The sequence below is a fragment of the Paenibacillus sp. J53TS2 genome (assembly GCF_018403305.1).
Classification (GTDB): domain Bacteria; phylum Bacillota; class Bacilli; order Paenibacillales; family Paenibacillaceae; genus Fontibacillus; species Fontibacillus rhizolycopersici.
Genome location: NZ_BOSK01000001.1, coordinates 34,795 through 57,193 on the forward strand (window position 1 = coordinate 34,795; position 22,399 = coordinate 57,193).

19 protein-coding genes and 1 pseudogene are annotated in these 22,399 nt (G+C 53.7%); 5 read left to right on the top strand and 15 right to left on the bottom strand.

What is annotated here, in order from left to right:
* Positions 1–145: 145 nt before the first annotated feature.
* Together KJS42_RS00165 and KJS42_RS00170 are read left to right on the top strand one after the other, a co-directional pair.
* Positions 146–1,126: a FecCD family ABC transporter permease gene (locus KJS42_RS00165; protein ID WP_193415349.1), complete on the top strand. Its 981-nt coding sequence runs from the start codon at positions 146–148 to the stop codon at positions 1,124–1,126.
* Positions 1,126–2,175, top strand: coding sequence for a FecCD family ABC transporter permease (locus KJS42_RS00170; RefSeq protein ID WP_213621648.1), 1,050 nt, complete (start codon positions 1,126–1,128; stop codon positions 2,173–2,175). Before KJS42_RS00165 ends, KJS42_RS00170 begins: the two co-directional genes overlap by 1 nt.
* Positions 2,176–2,232: 57 nt before the next feature.
* Here the strand turns inward: KJS42_RS00170 and KJS42_RS00175 are convergent, their stop codons facing one another.
* The 10 genes from KJS42_RS00175 to KJS42_RS00220 all read right to left on the bottom strand — a co-directional run bounded on the left by KJS42_RS00175 (position 2,233) and on the right by KJS42_RS00220 (position 11,667).
* A complete protein-coding gene (locus KJS42_RS00175) occupies positions 2,233–3,018 on the bottom strand; it encodes an ABC transporter permease (RefSeq protein ID WP_155608146.1) in 786 nt (261 codons plus the stop codon).
* Between the two features lie 6 nt (positions 3,019–3,024).
* On the bottom strand, positions 3,025–3,828 hold the full coding sequence (locus KJS42_RS00180) for an ABC transporter permease (protein WP_155608145.1): 804 nt from the start codon (positions 3,826–3,828) through the stop codon (positions 3,025–3,027).
* Positions 3,821–4,873, bottom strand: a complete 1,053-nt coding sequence (locus KJS42_RS00185; RefSeq protein ID WP_213621649.1) for an ABC transporter ATP-binding protein — start codon at positions 4,871–4,873, stop codon at positions 3,821–3,823. The genes KJS42_RS00180 and KJS42_RS00185 overlap by 8 nt, the downstream gene beginning before the upstream one ends.
* Before the next feature lie 167 nt (positions 4,874–5,040).
* Entirely contained in the window at positions 5,041–5,733 is a 693-nt protein-coding gene (locus KJS42_RS00190; RefSeq protein ID WP_155608143.1) for a response regulator transcription factor, read from the bottom strand.
* Positions 5,730–7,253 carry a sensor histidine kinase gene (locus KJS42_RS00195; protein WP_213621650.1) on the bottom strand — a complete coding sequence of 508 codons (1,524 nt, stop codon included), beginning with the start codon at positions 7,251–7,253 and terminating at the stop codon, positions 5,730–5,732. Before KJS42_RS00195 ends, KJS42_RS00190 begins: the two co-directional genes overlap by 4 nt.
* Positions 7,254–7,277: 24 nt before the next feature.
* Complete coding sequence (locus KJS42_RS00200; protein WP_213621651.1) at positions 7,278–8,027, bottom strand: ABC transporter permease; 750 nt, start codon at positions 8,025–8,027, stop codon at positions 7,278–7,280.
* Positions 8,008–8,757, bottom strand: coding sequence for an ABC transporter ATP-binding protein (locus KJS42_RS00205; protein WP_213621652.1), 750 nt, complete (start codon positions 8,755–8,757; stop codon positions 8,008–8,010). Before KJS42_RS00205 ends, KJS42_RS00200 begins: the two co-directional genes overlap by 20 nt.
* A gap of 74 nt (positions 8,758–8,831) precedes the next feature.
* Complete coding sequence (locus KJS42_RS00210) at positions 8,832–9,776, bottom strand: hypothetical protein (protein WP_193415344.1); 945 nt, start codon at positions 9,774–9,776, stop codon at positions 8,832–8,834.
* Between the two features lie 152 nt (positions 9,777–9,928).
* Positions 9,929–10,924: a glycerophosphodiester phosphodiesterase family protein gene (locus tag KJS42_RS00215; protein WP_193415343.1), complete on the bottom strand. Its 996-nt coding sequence runs from the start codon at positions 10,922–10,924 to the stop codon at positions 9,929–9,931.
* A gap of 32 nt (positions 10,925–10,956) precedes the next feature.
* Positions 10,957–11,667: an FHA domain-containing protein gene (locus KJS42_RS00220; RefSeq protein WP_244868340.1), complete on the bottom strand. Its 711-nt coding sequence runs from the start codon at positions 11,665–11,667 to the stop codon at positions 10,957–10,959.
* Positions 11,668–11,842: 175 nt separating this feature from the next.
* Between KJS42_RS00220 and KJS42_RS00225 the strand changes: the two genes are divergently transcribed.
* Positions 11,843–15,184: a DEAD/DEAH box helicase gene (locus KJS42_RS00225; RefSeq protein WP_213621653.1), complete on the top strand. Its 3,342-nt coding sequence runs from the start codon at positions 11,843–11,845 to the stop codon at positions 15,182–15,184.
* Positions 15,185–15,246: 62 nt separating this feature from the next.
* Here the strand turns inward: KJS42_RS00225 and KJS42_RS23045 are convergent, their stop codons facing one another.
* Entirely contained in the window at positions 15,247–15,633 is a 387-nt protein-coding gene (locus tag KJS42_RS23045; RefSeq protein WP_280516397.1) for a discoidin domain-containing protein, read from the bottom strand.
* Between the two features lie 36 nt (positions 15,634–15,669).
* Positions 15,670–16,827 (bottom strand): annotated as a pseudogene (locus KJS42_RS00230) (family 8 glycosyl hydrolase); the annotation flags it as partial.
* 308 nt (positions 16,828–17,135) lie between these two features.
* Between KJS42_RS00230 and KJS42_RS00235 the strand changes: the two are divergent.
* Entirely contained in the window at positions 17,136–17,312 is a 177-nt protein-coding gene (locus tag KJS42_RS00235) for a hypothetical protein (RefSeq protein ID WP_167521278.1), read from the top strand.
* Positions 17,313–17,457: 145 nt separating this feature from the next.
* A complete protein-coding gene (locus KJS42_RS00240; RefSeq protein ID WP_155608176.1) occupies positions 17,458–18,315 on the top strand; it encodes an SDR family oxidoreductase in 858 nt (285 codons plus the stop codon).
* A gap of 41 nt (positions 18,316–18,356) precedes the next feature.
* Here KJS42_RS00240 and KJS42_RS00245 read toward each other — a convergent pair whose 3' ends face one another.
* Genes KJS42_RS00245 through KJS42_RS00255 form a run of 3 tightly spaced genes read right to left on the bottom strand, consistent with a single transcriptional unit; the run spans position 18,357 to position 22,304 of the window.
* Positions 18,357–19,463, bottom strand: coding sequence for a GerAB/ArcD/ProY family transporter (locus KJS42_RS00245; protein WP_155608134.1), 1,107 nt, complete (start codon positions 19,461–19,463; stop codon positions 18,357–18,359).
* 28 nt (positions 19,464–19,491) lie between these two features.
* Positions 19,492–20,733 carry a Ger(x)C family spore germination protein gene (locus KJS42_RS00250; protein WP_155608133.1) on the bottom strand — a complete coding sequence of 414 codons (1,242 nt, stop codon included), beginning with the start codon at positions 20,731–20,733 and terminating at the stop codon, positions 19,492–19,494.
* Positions 20,734–20,744: 11 nt separating this feature from the next.
* Positions 20,745–22,304 carry a spore germination protein gene (locus KJS42_RS00255; protein ID WP_155608132.1) on the bottom strand — a complete coding sequence of 520 codons (1,560 nt, stop codon included), beginning with the start codon at positions 22,302–22,304 and terminating at the stop codon, positions 20,745–20,747.
* Positions 22,305–22,399: the final 95 nt, after the last annotated feature.

The following is a 22,399-nucleotide window of genomic DNA, read 5'->3' on the forward strand; positions in this document are numbered from 1 at the left end:
TGATTATCATCTTCAAAAATATAGGGCATTACCGTCCGATTGTCAATACATTAAGAATGATTCTCAACCTCATTGACAGTCTCCTCCCCATCTTCTAAGATTTAATGGACATGATCTATTCGATCGGAAAGTGGGAAAATGCCTCATGAAAGGTTTAGGCTTGTTGATTTGTGCTTTGATCTTGACCGCAGCCCTTGTATGCAGCATCAGCTTTGGCGTGACGGACATCCCTTTCCCTACCATTTGGGAATCCTTTGTCCATCCGAACGGCAGTAACGAACACTTGCTTGTTCAAACGGCCCGTGTGCCGCGCGCTTTTATCGCTGCAGCCGTCGGTGCCTGTCTCGCCGTGGCCGGTGCGCTGATGCAAGTGATCACACGTAACCCGATCGCTTCGCCCAGCACGCTGGGCGTCAATTCCGGGGCGGCCTTCTTTATCATTCTGGCATCGGGATGGCTTGGCCTATCGGGCATGCAAGCCTTAACTTGGGTTGCTTTGGTTGGAGCGGCCCTTAGCGGCGCGGTGGTTTTCCTCTTAGGAAGCCTCGGACGAGACGGTATGACGCCGCTTAAGATTACGCTCGCTGGCGCTTCGATGGCGGCGTTCTTTTTCTCGTTAACCCAAGGCTTGATGCTGTCCGACGGCAAAATGTTCGATCAAGTGCTCGTCTGGTTAGTCGGTTCGGTAGCGGGACGAGGAACGGAGCAACTCCTTAACGTCTTACCTTATATGGGGGCTGGGTTTCTCCTTGCCCTTCTGCTAGCTCGACAACTTAACGTACTGGCGATGGGAGATACCGTGGCACAAGGGCTCGGCCAACGTACAGGCTTCATCAAGACGATGGCTGCAATCGCAGTCATCCTGCTTGCCGGAGCCTCTGTGGCCGTGGCCGGACCCATCGCATTTGTCGGAATTATCATTCCGCATATTGTTCGCCACTTCGTCGGCACGGATCACCGCTGGATTCTACCTTATTGCGCTGTATCCGGAGCTTTGCTGCTCGTTTCTGCCGACATCGGCTCCAGATACATTGCCATGCCGAAGGAAGTCCCGGTCGGCGTCATGACCGCGATTTTGGGCGTACCGTTCTTCGTATACATTGCCAGAAAAGGGGTGAAGAACTGATGGCCAAACCTGGTAAAACCTCATCAACCCACATCAATTCATCCCTACAGGCGAAGAAAAAAAGAACCCTTTGGATTTGCCTGCTCCTGTCCGCCCTTTGTCTCGGTATGATGGTCATCAGTGTGGGGATCAGCAGCCACTATCTTCCTCCCCAGACCGTCATGAAAGCCTTGTTTGGCATGGCCGAACCCGGCGAACAAGTCATCGTCATGAATCTCCGCTTGCCGCGAATCTTGGTAGCCGTGCTGGTCGGGGCTTCCTTGGCTGTGGCCGGAGCCATTTTGCAAGGCGTCATCCGAAATCCGCTCGCTTCGCCAGACGTTGCCGGGATTACCGAGGGCGCCTCGTTGGGAGCAATCCTGTTTATTTACCTATTCCAGGGTTCCATCTCGATTCACTGGATGCCGCTCGCGTCGATCCTTGGCGCGTTTATCGTCACGGGGTTATTGTACGTGTTGGCCTGGAAGAACGGTGCGTCTCCGCTGCGAATCATCCTCATCGGGATCGGCGTCTCCGCTGCCATTAAATCGGTATCGTATATGCTGATCATTTCCGGTCCGATGCAGCTGGCGAACCAGTCCCTCACGTTCATGACCGGCAGCATCTACGGCGTCTCCTGGGAAAACGACGTGCTGACGCTTCTGCCTTGGACAGCCTTATTGCTGATCCTGACCTGGCTGCAAGCCCGCCAAGTCAACATTCAGGCTTTGGGCGACGATATCGCCACCAGCGTTGGCTCGCGCGTACAACTGCAGCGGCTGCTGCTGATCGTGCTCAGTGTTTCGCTCGCAGGCGCTGCGGTGGCCATTGGCGGCGCAATCGCCTTTATCGGCCTAATGGCCCCGCACATGGCCCGCAGGCTAACCGGGCCATCCTTCTCCAGCGTGCTCCCGGTCAGCGCGTTGCTTGGAGCATTGATCCTGCTTGTCGCGGATCTGGTTGCGCGGACCGCCTTTTTGCCGCGCGACGTTCCTGCCGGCGTTTTGACGGCGGCGATCGGAGCACCGTTCTTTATGGTACTGCTGTATCGCAACCGAAATCGCTTCTAACGAACGAAAGCCGGCGCCCCATTAAGGGTCGCCGGCTTTCTTTTCATGCTATATGATTTACGATCCTGCACCCCGGTACCGCTTAACCCCGTAATTCCAGGCGGTCAGGCCGATCGCCAGAAATACGAGGCCTACCAACGGGGTCAGCCAAGCCATTTGCCGCATCTCCTCCCGCTCCAGGAACAGCGAAGCCGGATAAACCCCTACAAAGGCAAACGGTAAAATCCAGGTTAGAAGCACTTGAATCGCCCGGTTGTAAATCGTTACCGGGTACCGCCCATACCCCTGAACGTTATACATCAACGGCAAGATGCCGGTTGGCGCGTCGGAGTAAAACGACAACGAGGTTAGCGTCGTATAGATTCCGGTATATATTGCTACTGCACTGAGCGTAAACAGCAGCATTGCGGGAATCGTCCACCACTCGAAGCTGAGACCTAACTGTCCTCCGCTGATCGCCATGATGATACCTCCGATAATCGAGCCGACTAGCGCCGGTGGGTCCACGTTTTCCAGGAAGATCTGGAACAGGTTATACGCCGGACGTGTCATAATCCGGTCCATTTCGCCTTTGACGATATACCGTTCGCTGAAATTCCATAGATTGACGAAGCAGCTAAACACGCCGAACGGAACCATAAAGAAGCCGTAAACGAACACCACTTCGCTCTCGCTCCAACCGCCCAGGCTGTTGGTGTGCATAAAGATGACAAAGATAAAGATCAGGTTTGTTGCCTGAAAGAGTAAATCGGAGATCACCTCCACCCAGAAGTCGGCGCGGTAGGTCATTCGGGTTTTCATGTAATTTTTTAAGTATTCGCCCATGAGGCCCAAGTAGTACATGCTACCTTAACCCCCTTGCACGAACAGGCGCTTCCGCGAGGCACGGTACAGCCCAATCATCGGTATGAGTAGGATGACGAACCAGATAACCTGAATACCAAGCACGTTCCAAATCGACGACCCTTGAATCCGACCTGTAAACACCGAACCCGGCAAATACGTGATCGCCTGGAACGGCAGGAACGACATGATGCCGCCAAGCCAAGCTGGAAACAGGCTAATCGGAATGATCAGGCCTGAGAACAAATCAACGACAACCCGTTTCATTCGCATAAAGCCTTCGTTATTTTCCACGAAAAAAGACATAAGCCCTGTAATAACGTTCAGCTGCGAGTTGATCAGAAAGCTGAAGAACAGCATCACGAGAAAACCGATCCAAGCACTGGACTCGGTCGGCAGCTTGACCGGAAATAACAGCATGGCGATCGCCATGCCGGGAACCATCAGCATGATGAAACGGAACATGCCTTCGCCGAGGCCTTGCATCATTTTGACGAGGATATAGTTATAAGGGCGAATAAATTGGATGGCGATGCTACCGTCACGGATGTCCGTGGAGATTTCCCGATCCAGGTTGTTGAAATAGAACGCACGGGCCATCCACGAAACGGCTAAGTAAGTCGTCATCTGCGAGGCAGTAAAACCACCCAGCTCGCCGCCGCTCCCGTAGATCGCCTTCCACGTAAAATAGTAAACCCCGATGTTGAGCGAATAGATCAAGATACCCGAATAGTAGTTCACCCGATACGCCAGCATCGTCAAGAATCGGATGCGGATAAAATCGAGGTACGCCCCCCACTGGTTAGACATGGATGACCGCACCTTCCTTGCTCTCCGTTTCCGCGTCCGCCGGTTTATCCGCCGAACCGGATTGGTAAATGCTACGGACGATTTCGTCGGTGTTGGTTTCGATGATTTTGATGTCGGTGATGTCCGCCTGGCCAACAACCTGTCCCAGCACCTCAGAGACACCAATATCCCGCGGGATCCAGACTTTGGCGTTCAGGTCGTTCTCCGCCGTCCAGATCACAGGCAGCGCTCCCGTCCAGCCCCGCAACTGCTCGAGTTTGGTAGCCGTCCCGAACTGGAACAGCACCTCCTTACCCGTACCCCAACGGTCCTTCAGCTCTTCGAGGCCGCCATCATAAATGATCCGTCCGTCGTCGAGCATAATAACCCGGGAGCACAGCGCCTCGATATCCTGCAGATCGTGAGTTGTCAACAGAATCGTCGTACCGTACTCGCGATTCATATCCTTCAGGAAATCGCGAATTTCCGATTTGACCACGATGTCTAAACCAATCGTCGGCTCGTCCAGAAAGACGATCGAAGGATTGTGCAGTAACGCCGCAACCAGCTCGCAACGCATCCGTTGCCCCAAGCTCAGCTTGCGTACCGGGCGGTTCAGCAGTTCCTGAAGCTGAAGGCGTTCCACCAGTTCGTCCAACCGTTTCTTGTACTCGGCCTGCGGCACCCGGTAGACCTTGCGCAGCAGCTCGAACGACTCGATCACGCCGATGTCCCACCAGAGTTGACTGCGCTGTCCAAAGACGACCCCGATATGCTGCACGAACTTCTCGCGCTCGGCGTGCGGCACGAATCCGCCAACCTTCAAATGTCCCGATGTCGGTACCAAAATGCCGGTGAGCATTTTGATCGTCGTCGATTTGCCGGCCCCGTTCTCCCCGATATATCCGCAGATCTCCCCCTCCGGAATCTGAAACGAAATATCTTTCACGGCGGCCACTTCGTTGTATTCCCGCTTAAATAAATCAAGAAAGGCCCCTTTGAGGCCTTCGCGGTTTTTCTGCACCTTAAATGTCTTGCGCAAATCGCGCACTTCAATGGCAGCCATGGGTATCCCTCGCTTTGAATCAATTTATAGTCCGCTAAAAATTATATAGTAACTTCCATCAAAGCACCACCCCCTTTACCATGATCCCTTTGGATCAGAGAGCATCAGGTGAAAGGGATCATCGCGCAAAGTGTCGGAGAAACGGTACCCAGGCACAACCCTTTAACTTATAGATTAAAGCGGTAACCGACGCCCCAGATCGTTTCGATATACTGTGGCTTTGACGGATCGCGCTCAATTTTCTCCCTTAATTTGCTTATGTAGACGGTGACGGAAGCCAGGTCGCCCAGCGAGTCCATCCCCCATATCCTTTCGAATAAATCATCCTTTGAAAATACCCGGTTCGGGTGCATCGCCATAAACAGCAGCAAATCGTATTCTTTTCCCGTTAGTGCAAGCTCTACGCCGTTCACCGACACCTTTCGCGACATTTTATCGATATACAAACCGCGAAGGCGAAGTTCGTCTTTGTCTGCCGGGCGTGAATGGTTCGTCAACCGCTCATACCGCGTTAAATGCGCCTTGATACGGGCCATGAGTTCACCTACGCTGAACGGCTTGCTCACGTAATCGTCAGCACCTAAGCCGAGACCGCGGATTTTATCTATGTCTTCCTTCTTGGCCGAAACCATCAGGATTGGGATTTCCTTGGCCTCGCGTACTTGCTTGCAGATTTCATAGCCGTCCACCCCCGGCAACATCAGGTCGAGCACAAGCAGGTCGTACGATTCCGAGAGCGCCAGCCGCAACCCCTCGTCTCCATTAGCGGCGATATCCGCCGCATATCCGCTCGCCTGCAAATAATCCCGCTCCACCTCTGCAATCACGGGATCGTCTTCAATAATCAAAATCCGTTTCATTTACGTTCACCGTCCGTCCGTGAATATGCCTGCCGTGGCAGCGTGAATGAGATCGAAGTTCCCACGCCGGTTTGGCTGTCTGCCCGCACGATGCCGCCGTGCGCTTCGATAATTTGTCGTACGATGGCAAGACCCAGACCGCTGCCGCCGCGACCGCTATGACTGCTCCGCGAAGATTCGGCGCGGTAGAACCGCTCGAACACCTTCGGCAATGCCGCTTCATCGATGCCAGCTCCATTGTCCCGGATGCGGACGAGAGCTTCGCGAGGGCTAGCCTCGAGTTCCAGGGTCAAGCGTGGGTCGGGCTTATTCATATAATGCAAACTGTTTTCCGCAATATTCATGAGTACTCGCTTCAGTTTATCCCGATCTGCGACGACGTGAAGCGGGTGCTCGGCGGCGGAGATAAACTTGATCTGCACCTGTGCGAAACGCGGGTCGGTCTTCAGTTCTTCACTGAAGCTCTGCAGAAAACCAACTACATCCATCTGTTCGAAGTCAAACGGCAGGCGCTTCAAATCCAGCTTGGAGAAGAGGAAGAGCTCCTCGATCATCCGGTCCATATCATTCGCTTTCTGTCCGATCATCGCGATGTATTTGTCGCGTTTCTCCTCCGTATCGGCCACGCGGTCTTGAAGTCCCTCAACGCAAGCCTTGATCCCGGTGATCGGGGTTTTCAGATCATGCGAAATATTAGACAACATTTCCTTGCGGTTCTCCTCGTACTGGAGTTGTAAATGGATCGAATGTTTCAAACGCTCGCGCATTTCCTCGAAAGCTTCCCCCACTTCGCCAAACTCATCCTTGCGCTGCATCAAGAGCGGATAGTCCAGCTGGCCTTCTTTGATGCGTTCCGCCGCCCGTTTGAGCGTGTACAAGGGGCGTAAAATGCTGCGGGACACGAAAAACGTCAGCAGCAAGTTGGTGAGCGCGACGATAAGCAGAAGCGAAATAAACATCATCGGCATAAACCACGACATTTTGCCGAGCAATGGATTTAAATCGGATAAGAGATATAGGGTTCCGGTGCTCTGATCGCCAAATACGAAGTCTACGCGCTCCGCCTTGTAGCGGCCGCCTATTTCAGGACCCCGGCTCATCATCCATCGCGATTGTCCTTCCTGATCCGTATCGACCCGAGCCAATTCGTCTTCTAAGCCTTTATGATCCACATCGGAGGAGGCATAAGTCACTACGCCGTTCCGGACGATCACGAGACCCGCTTGAAGTCCCCGCAGCGTCTCCCCCGTACCCGCCACGAATTTCGGGTCGGCCAATAGCTCGGGATCCTGCTCGGCAACGAACTTGACCCCGTTCATTAGCTGTTCGCGTTCATTGATCTTCTCCCAAAATTCCGACAATGCATGCCCGTGGAACTGAAAGCCGTCTCCACCCCGGCCAGAAGCGTCTCCGGCGCCGAAGAAGACGCGCGTTAGCACCAGGGCGGTGATCAGCGTCAAAAATATGGGAATCAACACCATCGCAATGTAGGATAAAATCAATCTTAGTCGGATCGTCATCAGAGGCGGTTCCTTTCAAGGAGATCAGAATGACTTGCGCTCAAATCGGGTGACGCTGCTTACATATGCCATCATACTATAAGCGAGCAAAATGAAAAACGATTGCAGCAATTTGCCGGTCCCGGCTCCGTTACCCATCCATGATGCGTACCAATCTGTGTAGGCAAACGGCGACCAGATCGCAATCGCCGGGAACAGAATCGGCAGCAGCTTCGCGGCGGCGAATACGACAATCATGGAGCCCAGAGCAGCGGCGCTATTTGAGAAGAACATCGCAATCCATACCGCGATGAGACTAAGTACCGCCATAGGAACAACGGACACCGCATAGGCGATCAGGTTATCCGTCCATTCCAGCATGGATGATGATGAGAACGTCAGCAGACCGCAGACCGCGGAAGTCACTCCGGCTGCGGCTAAGATCGCTGCTGCAGCCGAGCAGAGCGCCAACGCCTTGGCCGCGAACAGCTTGGCGCGAGTCACGGGGCGCACCAGTGTTAATTTCATCGTTCGAGCGGCTGTCTCGCCGGGAAACAAATCGGCAGCCGAGATAAACAAATAGAGCGGGAGCAAGAACCCGGTTAGCAGATTCAGGGTGATTATGGAGACCTGCCCCCCGAGCGCGGCAGTCAGCCCCATCATACGGCCAAGAGATGAGATGCCCAGTGTTAAACCCACCGGAACTAGGATGGTCAGCGCCAGAACCGCCTTGGTTCTTTTTCGCAACCACAGTTTCTCCACCTCGTTACGCCAGCTAGCCAGCAGTGCGTTCATGTAGATCTTCTCCTTTCCCTGATTGGATCGCATCCAAATAGTAATCTTCCAACGTCACGTCCGGCGGCACCAATTCAAAACGGAGGCCAAAACGAATCAAATCCCCGCGGTGAAGGATTCCAACCGTAGTCACGATCGGTTCAAGGTGGCTTAGCATATGGCTGGAGATCACAAAAGCAATCCCCTCTTCACGTGCCAACCTGGAAATCGTTCCGCGAAGCTCCACCATTCCTTCAATATCCAGCCCGTTCGTCGGTTCATCGAGGATCACAAGCCGCGGCTCAGGCAGCAAGGCTGCCGCTAGCGCCAGACGCTGCTTCATCCCTAACGAATAGTGCTTCGCCCGTTCGTTCTGATAAGGCGCCAACCCCGTCATTTCCAGTACTTCCTCGATTCGCGAAGCCGGCACATTCGGATAGTAGCGAGCGGCCTGACGAAGGTTCTGCTTCCCCGTCATATAGTCGTACGCATCTGCCGCCTCGATCACGCAACCTACTCGGGTCATCGCCTGCTCGAAGTGGTTATTCAAATCGTAGCCGAATAGCCGAATGGTTCCTTCGTCGGGACGGCAAAGGCCCGTCATCGCCTTAAGCAGGGTTGTTTTGCCAGCCCCATTTTGCCCGAACAGCCCAACGATGTCCCCAGCTTTGACGTTCAGACTTACCTGGCCGATTCCGCGTCCGTTGCCGAAACGTTTACTAACCCCTAGTGCCTCCAAAATCGTCTCCACATCCACCAACTCCTATCGATCCATTCTAGAAAACGATGCCGGGCCGCCTGGCCCGACACCCGGTAACTCCATGATTATCGATGCCAACGCGGCATATGTTCCTGGCGTTCGATCGTTTCGACCTGCTTCCCGGTCAAGTCCACGGTATCCGGCGTTGTTTGTCCAAACCCGGACAGATCAAAGCTGGCTTTGACGACGAGTTCATGCGTTTGTCCTGCGTCGTCTGTTCCCCGCACGAGTATTTGTCCTTGCTGGTGTTCTACATATTGTTCTTTGTTGATCTCCGCGTCAAAACGGATATCCTCAACCTTCACGTCCTTCGTTAACACCGGAAAATCGAAATCCGTCAGAGAAGGATGCATCGACATCATCCCTGTAGAAGCCGCTCCGGTCATCCCGTGTCCCCTGTGTGCATTCTGGCCGTCTTCAGCCATCATTTTGTCGGCCGTTGCCATATGTCCGGCTGCGAGGGAGCCTACCGCTTGCACGATCGCTGGAATTTGGCTGCCGGTTAAATGCAGCGAGGTTTGTTTGCCGCCGGATGGCAGTTCCTGCACCGTAGCCAAATCCGTGATGTTGCCCACTAAAGCTTCCATCAATTGTTCTGCATGCTGCGGAGGATCAAAGTCCCCGTCACCGAATCGCTTCTCCTCTTCTGCAAGGGGCAGAACTCGATAAATGTCGGCATCGTCGCCGCCGACGAACACCATTTTTCCGTCTTGCTTATACGCTTGGAACGTCTGGGTTCCCGAAGTCCCGGTTACCTCAATGTTAGCACTCAGGGTGTCCTTCTCCTTGTTCAGCTTGACCTCCAACTTCGCGTTCGCAATTGTCTTGCCGTTGTCGGTCACGACAATGCTTCCTTGGTTGGTCAAGCTTGACGCGGTATACGTCTGTTTGATCGCGGACTTATAAGTTTCGTACCCCGACGTTCCCGCCATGGCAGACAATCCGCTGCCGAGCAGCAGGGCGGCCCCGATTCCGAATACCGCTCCACGCTTCATCCATTTTTGGTTCATCTTCTTCTTCCTTTCCGTATGGTTTTGTCTTTCCTTTATAAGCTTAGCCCCCGGCTCTAAAGCGCTTCTAAACGAAATCTAAAAAAAGTATAAAAAAGCCGTCCCAAAGTCGAGTTACAGACTTTGGGACGGCCATTCACTTGTTGTGATCTTCAGTCGGGAGGATCTCTTCGGACCGTTGCGGCAATCCGGTCGATTCGGTTCGTCCAAATCCAACCGGTATACCCCGCCGGCAGCCGCTTGACATCCTCCGGCGTATCGAAGCCGCTGGAGAAGTCGCTGCCGTCGCCGCCAACCAGGATGACGCGCGTGTTCGCCCGTTCCATGCGGCTCAGGAATTTATCCGGCCATCCCCACAGCCAAGGCGCGATTTTCTCAGGGATGTGCAGCTCGGTGTTTCGACAAGCGTCGGGGATGTATCCCGACCATCCGGAAGCTTCGTAAGACAATAGACACTGTTTCAACGTCGCTTTGGACATGACCCGTGTATCCGGCAGCAGTTCCTTTAAGACGGCGATCGGTTGGTCACCGCCGTAAACAGTCAGCAAGTCCCGCTCTTCCTTCTTTAGGGTAGAGAGGTAAGCGGCAAGTTGCCTACCTTCCTCGGGGTCGTCGCTCTTGATGTGCAACAATAGAGCTTTACCCGAAAAATGCTCCACAACCTCGGGCAACGAGGGCATCAGCCCAACGCCCTTGCCACGGAACGGATACGTCTTGCCTTGATCGGCCGTATATCCGTAACCGATGTCCAGCATTTTCAGCTCGGCCATCGTGTAGTCCTTGGTTGTTCCTTCGGCATTCGTCCGGCAATCCAAAGTCCAATCGTGGAACACGGCGAATTGCTCATCCTTGGTCGGCTTTAGATCCAGCTCCACCATGTCCGCGCCTGCCGCAAACGCCGCTTCCATGGAAGGCAGCGTGTTCTCCAGATACTCATGCTCCGGCTCGTAAATCCGCTCGGCTGTACACGTATCGTTCTCAATCCCTTCCATCGGGAAGGTTTGCGCCAGCCCGCGGTGGGCTAACAGCTTCGCCTCACCGTCGCGGGCGGCGATCAAATGCGGCGTATTGTTCAAATAAACGAATGCGATAAAGAGAAGCACAATCCAAAACGTTCTAGTTCTAAAGATATTCCTGATCTTACGCAAACCGATTCCCCCCGATCCTCCCCATCCAAATCTTACTCTGTCTCTAATATATATCCGCTTCCTCGGATCGCATTGATCTGGAACGTGTCTCGGCCAAACTTCTTGCGAATCCGATAGATCAGCGTCGTCAGCTCGTCGATCGTCACATCCGGCAGCCCGTCAGGGCCGGGATTGCGGTCGTACCACACCTTTTGCTTGATGTCGTGAATCGTCACCAGGCGGTTCGGGTGCTCATGTAGCAGTCTGAGCAGTAAATATTCTTTTTCGGACATCGAGATTTTGACCCCATCCACGATACACTCGCGTTTCTCCCAATGGATCGTAACCGGTCCCTCCAGCGCCTCCGGATGTACCGAGCTAACCACCGGCTCAAACTCCAGCGTCTGTTCCCCAGGCGAATAGGAAAAATGCAGTACACTCGTACCCCGCGCTAATTTCAGGATGTCGTTCGTTTCAAGCACGTACGGGGCATGCGCGATCATACGTACCCCGTTCAGCTCCGTACCATGGCGGCTTCCCATATCGTAAGCAACCGCCCGGTCCCCTTCCTTCCGAATCAATAAATGTTTGCGGGAAATAAAAATGTTCGTGAACGCCATATCCGGAAAGTTATCCGAAGAAGTGCGCCCGATTTCCGTCACATCTTGATCCAGATATAAGCAGGTCCCGGGACGAAACGGGTCGCCGCGAAGAATATAAATACAGGCAAAGGTATCCACACCTAGTCCCCTCCAATTGGTCATCCATCATCATCTTATCTTAAGGGACGGGCAAAGAATATGGCAACCGTAGTGATATTATCCTCACAGCTGGCTGATAGAACCTCTCGTTTTTCACCGGGCGTTTTTCTGTTATCATAAGAGGAGAACAAAAGGCGAACACCTGACGAACGGAAATGACCGAGAGAGGAATCAATCCATGAGCTTACAATTAACGCAGCGCGTCATCAAATTGTTATGCGGCCGGATCGCTTACGAGCGCGGAGAGGCTTATTACCGAACCGGCAAGGTAACCTTCCTCCGAATGGACCACGGCTCCCGCGTTTATGAAGCGGCGGTGTCCGGGACCGGCCACTATCATGTTGCGCTGCAGATCGATCAACACGGCGACGTGCATGCGGAATGCAATTGCCCCGCCTTCTACTCTTATAATAACTACTGCAAACATATTGCCGCCGTCTTGCTCGGAGTGCACGACATGCTGCAGGGCGGCAAGGCACCGGTTCGTCCCTCCCGGTCATTACTGCAAGAGGACTGGACGCAGGGCGACGACCTGAATTTCGCAGGGGAGGCTTGGAACGAATCTTTAAGCATGATGCAGAAGAAACAACCCGGCGACATCCCCTCCCGCGATATCTGGATCGCACGAGATATGATGCGCTTGTTCGAAGAGAACGCCCAGCCGCCGCTCCGGACAGGAGTGAGGTTCGACCAGCGGACGCCGCTGGAAGCCGAATTTACGCTCCGACCGGTGCCTTACGGATATCGTAAATACTTGCTCGGACTGGAGCTAAAAATCGGCGAGAAGCGGCTTTACATCGTCAAGAACATTCGTGATTTTCTCGATAAAATCTCGCGGCGCGAGCCGTACAGCTTCTCCAAGCATTTTAATTACGATCCGGAACGTTACGCCTTCAGGCCGGAGGATGAAGCGATCCTGCAGAAACTAGCGGAGATCCAGCGTAATGAGCAGATGTACCAGGAAAGCTTAGGGGGATACACCGCCAAATCCTACGGTCACTCCGATCGATTGCTGCCGGTGCCGCCGTTTTTTTGGGACGGTCTTCTTCCCCTGCTAACTCAGGCACCACTCGTGCATTTGGAACATGACGGCCAAATATGGCCGGGCCTAACGGTGACGAACGAAACCTTGCCGTTAAGTTTTGAGCTTGGTCAGTCCGGTGACGAAAGCTATCAATTTTCCGCACAGGGCCTCGATGAGGTGACGGTGTTGGATGCCTACGGCGTCATTCTGTCGGAAGGCAAGCTTATCCGGCGACCGCCGGCGCAAACCCGTCGTCTCGCCGAGATGAAGCATATGCTCGCAACCGCCCGGAAGCAGCATATCCTGATCTCGCCCGATCAAATTGAGCCTTTCGTAGAACGGGTGCTGCCTGGTCTGATGAAGCTTGGATCGGTAAACGTTGAGCAAAAAGTCGCTTCTCGTATGGTACGAACTCAGTTAAAAGCCCGGGTGTATCTCGACCGGGTCAAAGATCGATTGCTGGCCGGCTTGGAATTCCAATACGGGGATGTTGTGTTCAACCCTTTGGAAGAGCCTGGCTCAAAGAGAGGGACCGATTTGATTCTCCTTCGCGATGGTGAACGGGAGCGGGAAATCCTCGATTTGATGGAGTCCGGCTTGTTTGCGCGAACGGAAAGCGCCTATTTTCTCGACAATGAGGAGGCGGAATACGAGTTCCTGTACCATGTCATGCCGGAACTCGAGAAGCTGGCGGAGATCTATGCGACCTCGGCTGTCAAAACACGGCTGATTCCTGATCTTCGTCCGCCGAAAATTTCCGTTGAAGTGGACGAGCGAACGGATTGGTTGGAGTTCCGCTTCAGCATGACGGGCATCGGTGAATCGGAAATCCGCGGCTTGCTAGAAGCTCTGGAGGAGAAACGTCGCTATTACCGGATGCCCAATGGAGCGCTCATGCCGCTGGAAAGCGAGGAGTTTCAGGACATTGTTCGCTTCTTAAACGAATTCGGTTTGCGCCAAAGCGAGATCCACGGACCGGAGTTCCGGCTGCCGGTACTTCGTGGATTACACATCCGGGATGACCAAGGACAAGGCGGGACGGTGAAGCTCGGCAAAGCTTACCGTGAGCTGCTGCATAACCTGCAGCATCCCGACAATCTGGATTTTCCGGTACCGCCGCAGCTTTCCGACGTACTTCGAGATTACCAGGCCTATGGCTACCAATGGCTGAAAACGATGGCCCACTACCGCTTTGGCGGCATTCTCGCCGACGATATGGGACTAGGAAAGACGCTGCAAAGCATCGCTTTCCTCGTCTCGGTACTGCCGGAAATCGCCGAGTCCGGTCAGCCGGCGCTGATTGTGTCCCCTGCTTCGTTGGTATATAACTGGCGTAATGAGCTGACGAAATTCGCTCCGGATATCAAGGCGGTCATCGCCGATGGGAGCAAAGCTGAACGGGTGCGGACGCTGCGTGAAGCGTCGCAGGCGGATGTGATCATCACCTCCTACCCGTTACTGCGCCGCGATATCGAACAGTTTGCCGAACTGTCCTTTCATACGTTGATTTTGGACGAAGCCCAAAGCTTCAAAAATTACGCCAGCCAAACGGCCCAAGCGGTGAAGAGCTTACAGGCAAAATATCGGTTCGCCTTGACCGGTACCCCGGTGGAAAATTCGCTGGAAGAATTGTGGTCGATCTTCAGCGCCGTGTTTCCCGAATTGTTCCCAAGCCGGCAAGCGTTTAACGATCTATCCCGGGAGACGGTGGCGAAACGAATTCGCCCCTTCCTCTTGCGGCGGTTGAAAATCGACGTGCTGAAGGAGCTTCCGGAGAAGATCGAGTCCCTCCAGGCTTCGGAGTTGCTCCCGGAACAAAAGAAGCTGTACCTTGCCTATTTGGCCAAGCTGCAGCAGGAGACACTCAAACATTTGGACGAGGACACTTTCGGTCAAAACCGCATTCGTATTTTAGCCGGGTTGACCCGGCTGCGGCAACTTTGCTGTCACCCGTCGCTGTTCGTCGACGGGTATGACGGAGGTTCGGCGAAGTTCGATCAGTTGATGGAAATGATTGAGGAATGCCAAAGCGCCGGCAAGCGCGTGCTGATTTTCTCCCAATTTACGGAGATGCTTGGGCTTATCGGCCGTGAGCTGGGTTATCGGGGGCAACCTTTCTTTTATCTCGACGGAAAAACCCCAGCGGCCGAACGGGTGGAGCTCTGCAACCGATTTAACGACGGAGAACGCGACATGTTCCTGATCTCGCTGAAGGCCGGCGGCACCGGCTTAAACCTGACCGGCGCGGATACGGTCATTCTCTACGATTTATGGTGGAATCCCGCGGTCGAGCAACAGGCCGCAGACCGAGCCCATCGGATCGGACAGAAAAATATCGTTCAGGTCATCCGTCTGGTCGCGCAAGGCACCGTGGAGGATAAAATGTACGAACTGCAGCAAAAGAAAAAAAACCTTGTCGAAGAGGTACTAAAGCCAGGACAGGAGACGTTATCCGCGCTAACTGAGCGGGAAATTCGCGAAATTCTGATGATTTAGCCCCATCACAAATAAGGGTTCGGGACCGCCATACCGTATTGGCGTTCCCGAACCCTCTTCTTTTACTGCCCCGTAACTTCGAACTCGTAAAGCGAATAGCCGTAAGGTGTCCCCCGCTCGATGCCGTACATGCGGACATACCTCGCCGCCTGGGGAGCCAGAGGAATTTCGTCGAGTCCCCCATCCCCGCTTGAGGTCAAATACACCTCTTGCCAATGCTCGGGCGACCCGCTGTCGCTAGAGATTTCGATTTTATATCGCTTGGCGTAAGCTACCTCCCAGCGCAATTTGACGCCGGTTATTTGCTGCACCGAACCCAGATCAACGTAAATCCATTCCGGGTCATTGCCTTCTCGGCTAGCCCATCTCGTCATCTGGTTACCGTCCACCGCTTTTCCCGATTCGAATCCAACCCCTTCAACCGTGCTGGAGACGGTCGTTTTATTCAGGGCTAGGTTAGGTGCTTCCGGTACCGGTGAGCCTCCAGGTTTCCACCAGTTGCCTGTAAGGAACAGCATATTCAATAAATTGTAGCTGTCACTGAAATAATCCTCTTTTTTGTTCTTCATCCAATCCCAGCCGGCGTTCACCCATGCCTGGTTCGCGGGGTTCGCCGTTCCCGCTGAGATGAAGGGAGAGACGAACACCGCGGTGGCATAATCGCCAAAAGCCGTACCGTCAAGTTTATATCCGTTTTTGATGTTAGCCGGAGATCCGCCGGTTTTCCCTTTGATCCAGCCGGCCATTTTATCGGCTAGCGCTTTCGCTCGTGGATCGCCGTAGAAAGCGTAATCCATGACGATGCGCAGCGGCACCCGGCTGGCGTTATAAGCATATTGATTCGTTTCCTTGAACTCGTCCAGATACCATTCCGGAGCCGGCTTCGGCGGATCACCCACCACAAAGTCGGAAATAAGTCCCGTATTCGGCGAATAAGTTGATGTAAACTGCTGGTACACGTCATATAGATTGTCAATTACACGAATCCACGTCTCATCTCCGGTCACCTCGTAAAAGGCTCGCAGATGACTAAGCATCCAATCCGATGGGCGCGTATTCAGGGCGTCTTTACCGTCCCAATCGCCCAGGTTCAGGCGGTAACCGGACGTCACGTAGCTGGCTTTAATGCCGTCAGTGATCATTTTCTTCGCTTCCTGCAAGTAATTGACGGACCCGCCCGACCCCCATTGATTATGCGCCAAAATCAACGAGTACGCGATATCGAGGTCCCCGTCGGTGGCCGAGCCAAAATGCCCTTGGGCTGCTTTGCTGTCGGCCACAACCCAACCCATCAAGTTCGGGTTGCCGCTGCTTTTGTACGCGCGAGCCGTCTTGAACAGCCCGTCGTAAATCGCCTTGGCGTTCGGATCATATCCGGCCATCAGTACGGTAATAATCATGCCGTAGCCTTGGCCTTCTGAGGAACCGAGCGCCGTAAATCCATCAGGATCGCCGGTGATGTCTCCCTTCACGTAATAACCGCCAGGCAAAGAAGTTAAATTACTTTTGAGATAAGTCGCTTTCCAATAGTCATAGTAGGCTGTAACCGCCTGATTCATCGCGGCTTGGGTCACTTGGCTGGGCTTCAAAATGCCCGGATAGCTGACCTGCTGCGGGAACGGCTTCAGTTCGCCAGCTGCGGAAGCCGAAGAAGCCGGACCTACCGCCCCCACGGAGGCCGTAACGAACAGGCATAACAAGAAAAGACAAACCTTTTGGAGCATCATCTCATTCCTCCTCAAATCGAAAGTGTAAACCTAATCTTTCGTTAAGCGTCTTCGGAATTGCTTATCATGAAGCAGCAAGGATGTCTTACTTGTATTTTATTACAAATCCCAACGATAATAAACCGGACAACTCCTTCCGAAACATGATGTTTGTAAATGCGGCGATCGGGATACCCTAAAGAAGGGTAATGCCACCAATGCAGACCGACATAAGGAGGATCAACATGGAACATCAGAATGAACAGGCACGCGATGAGGCCGAGTTGCGGAATAAACTGGACCAACAAGGCGACTCGTTAGCCGAGAAGAAGAAAATGGAGAACGGCGTGGATATCGAACCGGAAGCGGATGAATGGGTCGCCAAGCCGGTGCCGTTTACCGACACGGATTCCGCGAAATAATGGCTGCTTCCACGAACTGTCCGCAGGGCCCGCTTGGGTTCCTGCTTTTTTTATGCCTTTCTTTGCTCCCCGAGAACAGGATAACAGGCTTAGCAGACGAATATCTTTGTATCAGAAGCAAAAATCGATCAAGGAGCGTGGATTTATGGAAGCGTTTGCGAAGGGTCTGCTAAAGGGAAAGACAATCCTGATTACCGGCGGCGGCACAGGACTAGGCCGGGCCATGGCGGAACGGTTCCTGCAGCTCGGGGCGAAGGTCGCCATCTGCGGACGTCGTGAGGAAGTATTGCGCAGCGCGGCTGAGGAGATGACGGCCGGCTGCGGTGGCGAGGTGCTCGCACAGCGCTGCGATGTGCGCGATCCCGAACAGGTACGCGCCTGTGTCGACACCGTCTGGCAACATTTCGGCAGCATCGACGCGCTGGTCAATAACGCGGCTGGTAATTTCATTAGTCCGACAGAACGCTTGTCACCGCGCGCCGTCGACGCCGTGCTGGGCATTGTGCTGCACGGCACGTTTTATATGACGCTGGAGGTCGGGAAACGTTGGATTGAGCAGGAACGAACAGGGACAATGCTGAATATCGCCACCACCTACGCTTCGACCGGCTCGGGTTACGTCGTACCCTCCGCGGCAGCCAAAGCTGGCGTCTTGGCCCTGACCCGCTCGCTGGCCGTCGAATGGGCTCCTTACGGCATCCGCCAGGTAGCAATTGCTCCCGGTCCGTTTCCGACCGAGGGAGCCTGGTCCCGCCTCTCACCGACGCCAAAACTTGCGGAGAAGATGCTGGGACGCGTCCCGCTTGGCCGAACCGGCCGCCCTGAGGAATTGGCGGACCTAGCCGCCTTTCTACTATCGGACGCCGCAGCCTATATCAATGGGGAGGTCATCACAATTGACGGCGGCGAATGGTTGCGGGGCGCCGGCCAATTCAACGATCTTGCCGAGGTCACGGACGAGGAGTGGGATCGTCTCTCCGAGCTGACGCGCAAGGGGAAATAGACGGCTACTTGGGGAGGGGACTGCAAGAGGCAGGAGTAAAACTAGACCATTTGCTGCTCTTCCTCCCCTCCCCTTTTATTTTTGCGAACCAGCATGAGGATCATCAGGATCACCGGCAACCCTATTTGGATGATGGGGTACCATTTCAGGACGACGTCGATTCCTACCCACAGGTGGTGCGTAAAATTGGGAGAGATAAACGACATCCCGAGAATCGCGATCGCAAACGGGATAACCCACTTTTTATAAGGCGTGCCAGTGATCCGCGAGCCCCCTGCCACCGCCCCGATATAGAAGAGAACCAGCTTGGTTCCCAGTCCGATAAACAGGACGAGTACGAAGAGAATATCCATTCTTTCGAATACCTCAACCAATTCGATCTGCTGAACGACCTGCAATAAAGGGAACGTGAGCGTCTCCGCCAGCTTTGGGCCTAACACCAGAACATTGATCTGATTGACAAGGATCAGGAATAACGCGGTTAATCCGTATGTGACCAGAATGGACCTGCGGAGCTTCTTTTCATCATGGATCATCGGAAAAAAGACCAGAAACAGCACGGTCTGCCCAAACGGGAATGATATGACGTCTGGAACGTTTTTCATCACGGGTTGAAGTCCGTTCTCCAATACGGGGAGCATGTTCTCGACATGGATCAAGCCAACCCCCGCAATCATCGAGATGAGGATAAAATAACTGATCATGATGAATGGGATCATGACCAGACAGCTCAGAAACACGGCATGAGGTCCATATCGGACGCTGTTGGCGATCACCAGGGTGGCGATCAGGATGATAATCCCAATAGGAGTTCGATTTAATAGCATATAAGAGGCAAGTTCACCTAAATCCCTCAGGTTGCGCGAAGCCTCATAGGCGAAATACGCCGCAAAAACACTACCGAAGACCGTACCGGCAACCTTGCCGAAATAGGTTCGGCATAACTCGAATAAGTCCCGCTTCGGGTCGAGGCGGTGAATGGCCAGATGCATCAGGAGCAGCAGCAACCCGGCCAGCGCCCCCAGGAGCATCACCAGCCAGGCATCCTGCTTCGCTTCGGCGCCGATCTGAAATAAGGTGGTGCTTCCGACCTCGAACAACGCGAAGCTGGAGATAAACTCCGGCAGTCTACTCTTCTTAAAGCCCATGAGGCACGCCTTCCTTCCTTCCTCCGGTTCATTTCTGCTCCGAGTCCTGATTCAACAAAGTATCGAACGATTTTTTGGTCAGGCCGGGACGTTGCAACTTCACCTTTACGCGGATGTCCAATTCGATCCGGGTTAACTCCTCGCTCCAGTCGTTTTGCAGCTTCTTCCATGTCTTCGGATCTTTGCGATGGATTTTATCGGCGAATCCGGGCAAGTCGACCCGCAGTTTACGGCTCGCTTCCCATCCCAATTCGATTTTGCTCCTTATCTCCTCCGCCACCGCCTTTTCGATTACTTTAATGCTCTGCGGCTTGGACAAATCCTCTGCACACATAAATTCCATCAGCAAATCGCCGCTCGCTTCCGTATCCACCTGCATGTTGTAATGCTGCTCCCCGGACCGGATCGGCGTCACCTTGGTTTTGGCGCTGGTAATCCGAACTGTTCCATCTTTTTTCTTGGTCTGAGCTCCCGAGCAGGAGAAGGATAGAGTGCTGCCCTTGACTTGATTCGTCAGCCACGAGATTCCGTAACTCTCGTTGCGGGATAGGTACCCGACGAGCCGGTTTTGATGAAGCACACCCAACCGTTCAACCTTCATCTTAACGGGTGGCGAAGTGGTTTTATTGACGTCCAGCGATTCCAACGCCTTGGCGTTTCCTTTCGTGACGATGATCTCCGGTACACCGACCGTCTGTGCGTCGGAAACCAGCTTCTGAGCCATTTGAAATACATTAACGACTGGAAAATAAGAAGAGGAGCTGTTTTGCTTCCGCAAAATCTCGGCCAGAGCCGTACCCGGAATTTTTTCCGGAGGGACCATTTTACGTAATATTTCTCTTGCCTTGCCATCCGTCACGGCAACGAGCACGGTTTCGCGAGCATCAATGTTGCGAAAATACAAATCGAGGATTTGCTCAATGCCCGTTTCGGCGACCTCCCTCCCGATCACGATGATGTCGGTATGACCGAAATACAACCGGCGCGGGTTTTCCGTATATCCTCGGTCGGCGGCCTCGCGAATCGTATTTCCCTTCGTCGTGAACACGTACACGCTCGGCTGAGAGCCGCCGCCGGCGCTTCCTCCGCCTTGGCTTGCCCCGCTAGCCGACGGGACGATCACCTGATAAGTCATCTCCCATTCATCTCCGCTGCGATCAAAGCCGTTGGCTACGGTAATGCCCAATTCGTCCAACTCCGTGCGGTTCCAGCAGCCTGCCGTCGCCATGCACACAAGGACGGCAGCGCAGCACAACAAGATTCGGCGCATCTCGCACTCTCCTAGGATTTATTTGGGTCCTCTTTCGGACCGTTCCCTTGTCTCACCTGATTTTGGATACTGATATATTCCGGACGCTTATTCATTCTGGGCCAAGGCAAACGGATAAACACATCCTTAATGTTGGACCAGCTTAGCGGAGCGACCGGCAGGAAATAAGGAACTCCAAAAGATTGAAGCGAGACCAAATGCATCAGCAAGGGGATTATGCCGGACAAGATCCCATATAGACCAAAACTCCCTGCCAAAATCATGAGACCGAAGCGAATCAGCCGCACAGCCGACGACATGGCAAACGTAGGAATGACGAAATTAGCAATGGCCGTAAACGACACGATAATGACCATAACGGCAGAGACAAGTCCGGCTTGAACTGCGGCTTGTCCCAATACCAGCGCTCCCACGATCGAAATCGCAGGACCCACTACCCGCGGCATTCGAACGCCGGCTTCCCGAATCACCTCGAAGGTAATTTCCATCAGCATCGCTTCCAGGAGCGCCGGAAGCGGCGTGCCTTCACGCTGGGCCGCGATGCTAATTAGCATCGTGGTGGGGAGCATCTCCGGATGAAACGTCGTAACCGCAATATACAGGGATGGGAGCAGCATCGCGACCAAGAAGGAAAACAAACGAATATTCCGCAGAAAAGAAGAAATATCGTACCTTTGGTAATAGTCTTCGCTGGATAGGAAAAACTTAAAAAACGTCACCGGACAAACCAACGCAAAAGGAGTACCGTCAATAAGGATGGAGACCTGTCCATCCAATATAGAACCGGCTACGGTATCGGGACGCTCGGTATTTATAATCGTCGGAAACGGAGTGAAGGCACGGTCTTGAATAAACTCTTCGATATAACCGCTCTCCAGAATGCTGTCGGTATCGATGGCATCCAACCGCTTCAAGACTTCCTCCACTACGGAAGCCTGGGCGATTCCCCGGATATAAGCCACGACTACCCGAGTTTGGGTATATGTGCCGATGACACGATTTTCAAGGCGCAAATCCGGCGTTCTCAGCCGTTTGCGGATGAGTGATAAGTTCGTCGAGATGTCTTCCGTAAAACCTTCCTTCGGTCCGCGAATCACGGTCTGGGAGGACGGCTCTTCGACGGATCGTCGCGATCCGCCGGGGATGGATACAAGCAGGGCGCCTTCCACTCCCTCAACAAGGACTGCCGCTGCTCCGGTTAGCATGCCGGATAACATCTCGCGCTCTGTGCTTGCCAGCTTTACGCTTCCCGCGCTAATGGAATCCGCGAACTGCTCCTTCGAACTGGCCTCTCCCCCTTCTTGAATCATGTCTTCGAGGTTACTCATCAGCTCGCTTAACAGCTTAGGATCAGTCAAGCTGTCGATATAACTGACGACAAATTTCTCATTCGCCATTTTGCGGATATGGACATCCGGGCTGTTTCCTAAAGCTTCCTGGATCATAACGACCGTATCGCTTGGGGGCCCGTCTATTGGACGGCTAGCCGCTTCATTGGGTCCCTCCGTGATCGATTCCGCTTTGTCCTTCCGCCGGATATGGGGCGGCCGATTTCGGTTGATTCTTCTCATTCCGTGCCTCCGGATCTAAGCTGTTGTAATTTGTAATATGTGCCAAATCCAAATTAGGTATGCGTTCGGAGGGGAGGGGTTCACATCCCAACAAA

Bases quoted from the DNA above. Each gene is read 5' to 3' on its own strand.
- KJS42_RS00165 (WP_193415349.1), top strand. From the start codon at position 146: ATGAAAGGTTTAGGCTTGTTGATTTGTGCTTTGATCTTGACCGCAGCC.
- KJS42_RS00170 (WP_213621648.1), top strand. From the start codon at position 1,126: ATGGCCAAACCTGGTAAAACCTCATCAACCCACATCAATTCATCCCTA.
- KJS42_RS00175 (WP_155608146.1), bottom strand. From the start codon at position 3,018: ATGTACTACTTGGGCCTCATGGGCGAATACTTAAAAAATTACATGAAA.
- KJS42_RS00180 (WP_155608145.1), bottom strand. From the start codon at position 3,828: ATGTCTAACCAGTGGGGGGCGTACCTCGATTTTATCCGCATCCGATTC.
- KJS42_RS00185 (WP_213621649.1), bottom strand. From the start codon at position 4,873: ATGGCTGCCATTGAAGTGCGCGATTTGCGCAAGACATTTAAGGTGCAG.
- KJS42_RS00190 (WP_155608143.1), bottom strand. From the start codon at position 5,733: ATGAAACGGATTTTGATTATTGAAGACGATCCCGTGATTGCAGAGGTG.
- KJS42_RS00195 (WP_213621650.1), bottom strand. From the start codon at position 7,253: ATGACGATCCGACTAAGATTGATTTTATCCTACATTGCGATGGTGTTG.
- KJS42_RS00200 (WP_213621651.1), bottom strand. From the start codon at position 8,027: ATGAACGCACTGCTGGCTAGCTGGCGTAACGAGGTGGAGAAACTGTGG.
- KJS42_RS00210 (WP_193415344.1), bottom strand. From the start codon at position 9,776: ATGAACCAAAAATGGATGAAGCGTGGAGCGGTATTCGGAATCGGGGCC.
- KJS42_RS00220 (WP_244868340.1), bottom strand. From the start codon at position 11,667: ATGACCAATTGGAGGGGACTAGGTGTGGATACCTTTGCCTGTATTTAT.
- KJS42_RS00225 (WP_213621653.1), top strand. From the start codon at position 11,843: ATGAGCTTACAATTAACGCAGCGCGTCATCAAATTGTTATGCGGCCGG.
- KJS42_RS00235 (WP_167521278.1), top strand. From the start codon at position 17,136: ATGGAACATCAGAATGAACAGGCACGCGATGAGGCCGAGTTGCGGAAT.
- KJS42_RS00240 (WP_155608176.1), top strand. From the start codon at position 17,458: ATGGAAGCGTTTGCGAAGGGTCTGCTAAAGGGAAAGACAATCCTGATT.
- KJS42_RS00245 (WP_155608134.1), bottom strand. From the start codon at position 19,463: ATGGGCTTTAAGAAGAGTAGACTGCCGGAGTTTATCTCCAGCTTCGCG.
- KJS42_RS00250 (WP_155608133.1), bottom strand. From the start codon at position 20,733: ATGCGCCGAATCTTGTTGTGCTGCGCTGCCGTCCTTGTGTGCATGGCG.
- KJS42_RS00255 (WP_155608132.1), bottom strand. From the start codon at position 22,304: ATGAGAAGAATCAACCGAAATCGGCCGCCCCATATCCGGCGGAAGGAC.